This is a genomic window from Streptomyces sp. MZ04 (genome assembly GCF_004684775.1).
In the GTDB taxonomy this organism is placed as follows: domain Bacteria; phylum Actinomycetota; class Actinomycetes; order Streptomycetales; family Streptomycetaceae; genus Streptomyces.
Genome location: NZ_SRIC01000499.1, coordinates 1 through 2,759, shown reverse-complemented (window position 1 = coordinate 2,759; position 2,759 = coordinate 1). Strand labels below are relative to the sequence as shown.

The 2,759-nt window shown below is 69.5% G+C and carries 4 protein-coding genes; 2 read left to right on the top strand and 2 right to left on the bottom strand.

Annotation, left to right across the window (positions count from 1 at the left end; all coding sequences use genetic code 11):
• Positions 1-377, bottom strand: a 377-nt coding sequence (locus tag E2651_RS42440) for an ATP-binding protein (protein ID WP_135336602.1), incomplete at its 3' end; no start/stop codon positions are given.
• A gap of 232 nt (positions 378-609) precedes the next feature.
• Between E2651_RS42440 and E2651_RS42435 the strand changes: the two genes are divergently transcribed.
• Together E2651_RS42435 and E2651_RS42430 are read left to right on the top strand one after the other, a co-directional pair.
• A complete protein-coding gene (locus tag E2651_RS42435; protein WP_135336601.1) occupies positions 610-1,461 on the top strand; it encodes a helix-turn-helix transcriptional regulator in 852 nt (283 codons plus the stop codon).
• Between the two features lie 11 nt (positions 1,462-1,472).
• Entirely contained in the window at positions 1,473-1,673 is a 201-nt protein-coding gene (locus tag E2651_RS42430) for a DUF397 domain-containing protein (protein ID WP_135336600.1), read from the top strand.
• On the opposite strand, the gene E2651_RS42425 is transcribed toward E2651_RS42430, so the two are convergent.
• A complete protein-coding gene (locus E2651_RS42425; protein ID WP_135336599.1) occupies positions 1,663-2,709 on the bottom strand; it encodes a hypothetical protein in 1,047 nt (348 codons plus the stop codon). The genes E2651_RS42430 and E2651_RS42425 overlap by 11 nt on opposite strands.
• Positions 2,710-2,759 lie beyond the last annotated feature (50 nt).

Genomic DNA, 2,759 nt, shown 5'->3' with positions numbered 1-2,759 from the left:
CCCACCAGGCGGAGCCCCCGGCCCCCCTCAGCCCCCTGGGCGAGGGGCGGCAAGCATGTCCGGGGCCTGTCGAAAGGGGGTGGGACATGCGGGTCCGTGTCCCAGACGCCGACCCGTACCCCGCGCCCGCCATCCAGGCCCCGGAGACGTAGTGCGGCGGGGCCGGCTGTGTGCCGGTAGGCGTTCGTGACCAGTTCCGATGTCAGGATCTCGGCGGTGTCCGTCAGCTCCCCGAGGCCGTACCCGTACAGCACCGCCCGCAGCGTCTTCCGCGCGATACGCGGGGCGCGCGGATCGTGGGGCAAGTGCAGGGCGTACGACCAGACTTCGGGTGAAGGTGGATTGGGCTTGGGCGGAGATACGGTGACGGTGACCATGGACGCCTCCTGCGTTGGCGGGGGTCGGCTCGCCCTTCGGAGGCCGTACCGGGTGGTGGCATGCCACGTGCTTCGACGCGGTGCGCTTCCGACTTAACGGCAAGACCAGTAGGGCGACTTGGTCACACCGTAGGCTGCAAACCCTGAAGGTTTTGCTCATAGCTGCAAAACCTTCAGCTATTGCCCTCGTGTGGGTGATGACCACACCAGGCGTACGAAACGGAGCGAGGACATGGCACCCAGAACCGCCCCATCGGCCCGCCGTCTCCGCATCGGCATCGAGCTGCGCCGACTGCGGGAGCGCGCGGGCATGACCGCCGTCGAAGCCGCCCGTTCTCTGGGGACCACCCAGGCTCAGATCAGCAATATCGAAGCGAACCGGTTCGGGGTCAGCGCCGAGCGCGTACACACGCTTGCTCAGATCTACGACTGCGCCGACCAGCCCTTCGTCGACGCGCTCGCAGAGATGGCCGCCGATCGCACACGCGGCTGGTGGGAGGAGTACCGGAACGCTCTGCCCGCCCGCCTCCTGGACCTCGCGGAGCTGGAGCAGTACGCCACCGGACTGCGCGTGGCGCAGGTGATCAACATCCCGGGACTGCTCCAGACCCCCGAGCATGCCCGTGCGCTCTTCCGTGAAGTCGTCCCCGCCCTGCGGCCGCACGAGATCGAGTACCGGATCTCCCACCGCATCAAGCGGCAGGCCGTACTCCACCGGGAGAAGCCGCTCCCCTACACCGTAATCGTGCACGAGGCCGCGCTACGCATGCAGTTCGGCGGCCGCGATGTGGCGCGAGCCCAGCTCGACCATCTTGCCGAGATGAGCCACCGGCCCGCCCTGACGCTTCGCGTCATTCCCTTCGGGGGCACGTCGTTCCCCACCACAGGGCACGGCGTCGACTATGCGTACGGCCCCGTCACCGCGCTCGACACCGTGCAGCTCGACACCGCACATGGCAGCGAACTAATCGATGCTGTCGGACAGTTGGAGAAGTACCGCCTCGTGCTGGACCGCATGGAGAAGGTCTCCTTGGAGGCCGCCGCGTCCCGCGAGCTGATCCAGCACATCGCCCAGGACCTGTGAAAGGCACACTCGTGACCGAGCCGAATCCGAAGCCGCGCTGGCAGAAGTCCACGTACAGCGAGGAAGGTTCCTCCTGCGTCTACATAGCCCCCGGCACCACGCCCGACACCATCCGCCTCCGGGAAAGCGACACCCCCGAGGAGATCCTCACCACCGCCCGGCCCCAGCTTCGAGCCCTCATCGCGGCGATCAAGGCGAACGTCACGCCGTAACCGGTGCTCCTGTCGAGACCACCGAAGCCAGCCGATGGACGTCGCGGGCCGTCCCCGTGACCCCGGAGAGAAAGCCCTGCGCGCGCGGTGAGGCGTTTTCCGTCAGCCAGGCCGGGTCGATGTCGCAGACCGCGACCCTGACCTCCGTGCCCGCAAGGGCCAGGGGGAGCGTGTGGACCACCGTCGACGGGAAGCTCAGGATCGTGCGGCCGATCGGGCCCCGGCGGGCGATCAGTTCCAGGGGGAGGTCCGGGCGGACCACCTGCAGGCCCGTCTCCACCGCCAGACGGTGAAGCTTCTCGGAGCTCTCGCGGCGGTGCGCGAAGTAGCGCGTCGCGCCGTGCGCGCGGGAGAGGGAACCGACCGCCTCCACATAGCGGTCCAGATCCACCACGCCCGTCTCCACCAGCGACGTGCCCACCAAGTCCGCGCCCTTCGACACCCTCGGCGGGCCGAAACGTTCACGCGTCCAGGAGAAGGTGTTCGGTGTGATGCGGACCCCCGCCGGCGCCGAGTCGATCGGCATGGACGAGAAGACCTCCACCGTGCGCTTGCCGCCCGGCGTCAGGCGGCGGCGCGCGGAGGCCGAGACCGGGGCGAAGGCCAGGTCGCGTACGCCGGGGCGGCCGCCACGGCGGTGCCAGCGCACCAGGCGTTCACCGGTGGCCAGTTGGGAGATGAACTCCATCGTCGCCGTGCCGTCGTCCACGACGACCAGCGAGCGGGCCCTGGTGATGGTCAACAACAACTGCACATAGCGCGAGAACGGGTCGCCGATCACTATCCGGTCCGCCGATCGCAGCGCGCCCGTCAGGCCGCCGATCGTCTGGAAGGGTGCGGCCGGGCCGCCGCGCGCCTCCTCCCAGCGCACGTTGAGGCCCTCGTCGCGGGCGAGTTGGGCCATGCGGCGCAACTGGCCGCGGGTCATGGGGTCGTTCGGGGAGAGGACGACGACGGTGAGACCCCCGGCCGGGCCGGTCGCCCCCGCCGTATGCGCCCACTCGAGGACGTTGAGGAGCTGCACAGGGCTCTCCACGAACGCGAGAGTCGAGCGGAGCGTGGCGGTGGGGGCGGGTTGCCCGGGGC

What these genes read in the sequence shown, in the direction of transcription:
- E2651_RS42435 (WP_135336601.1), top strand. Translation starts at nt 610, where the DNA reads ATGGCACCCAGAACCGCCCCATCGGCCCGCCGTCTCCGCATCGGCATC.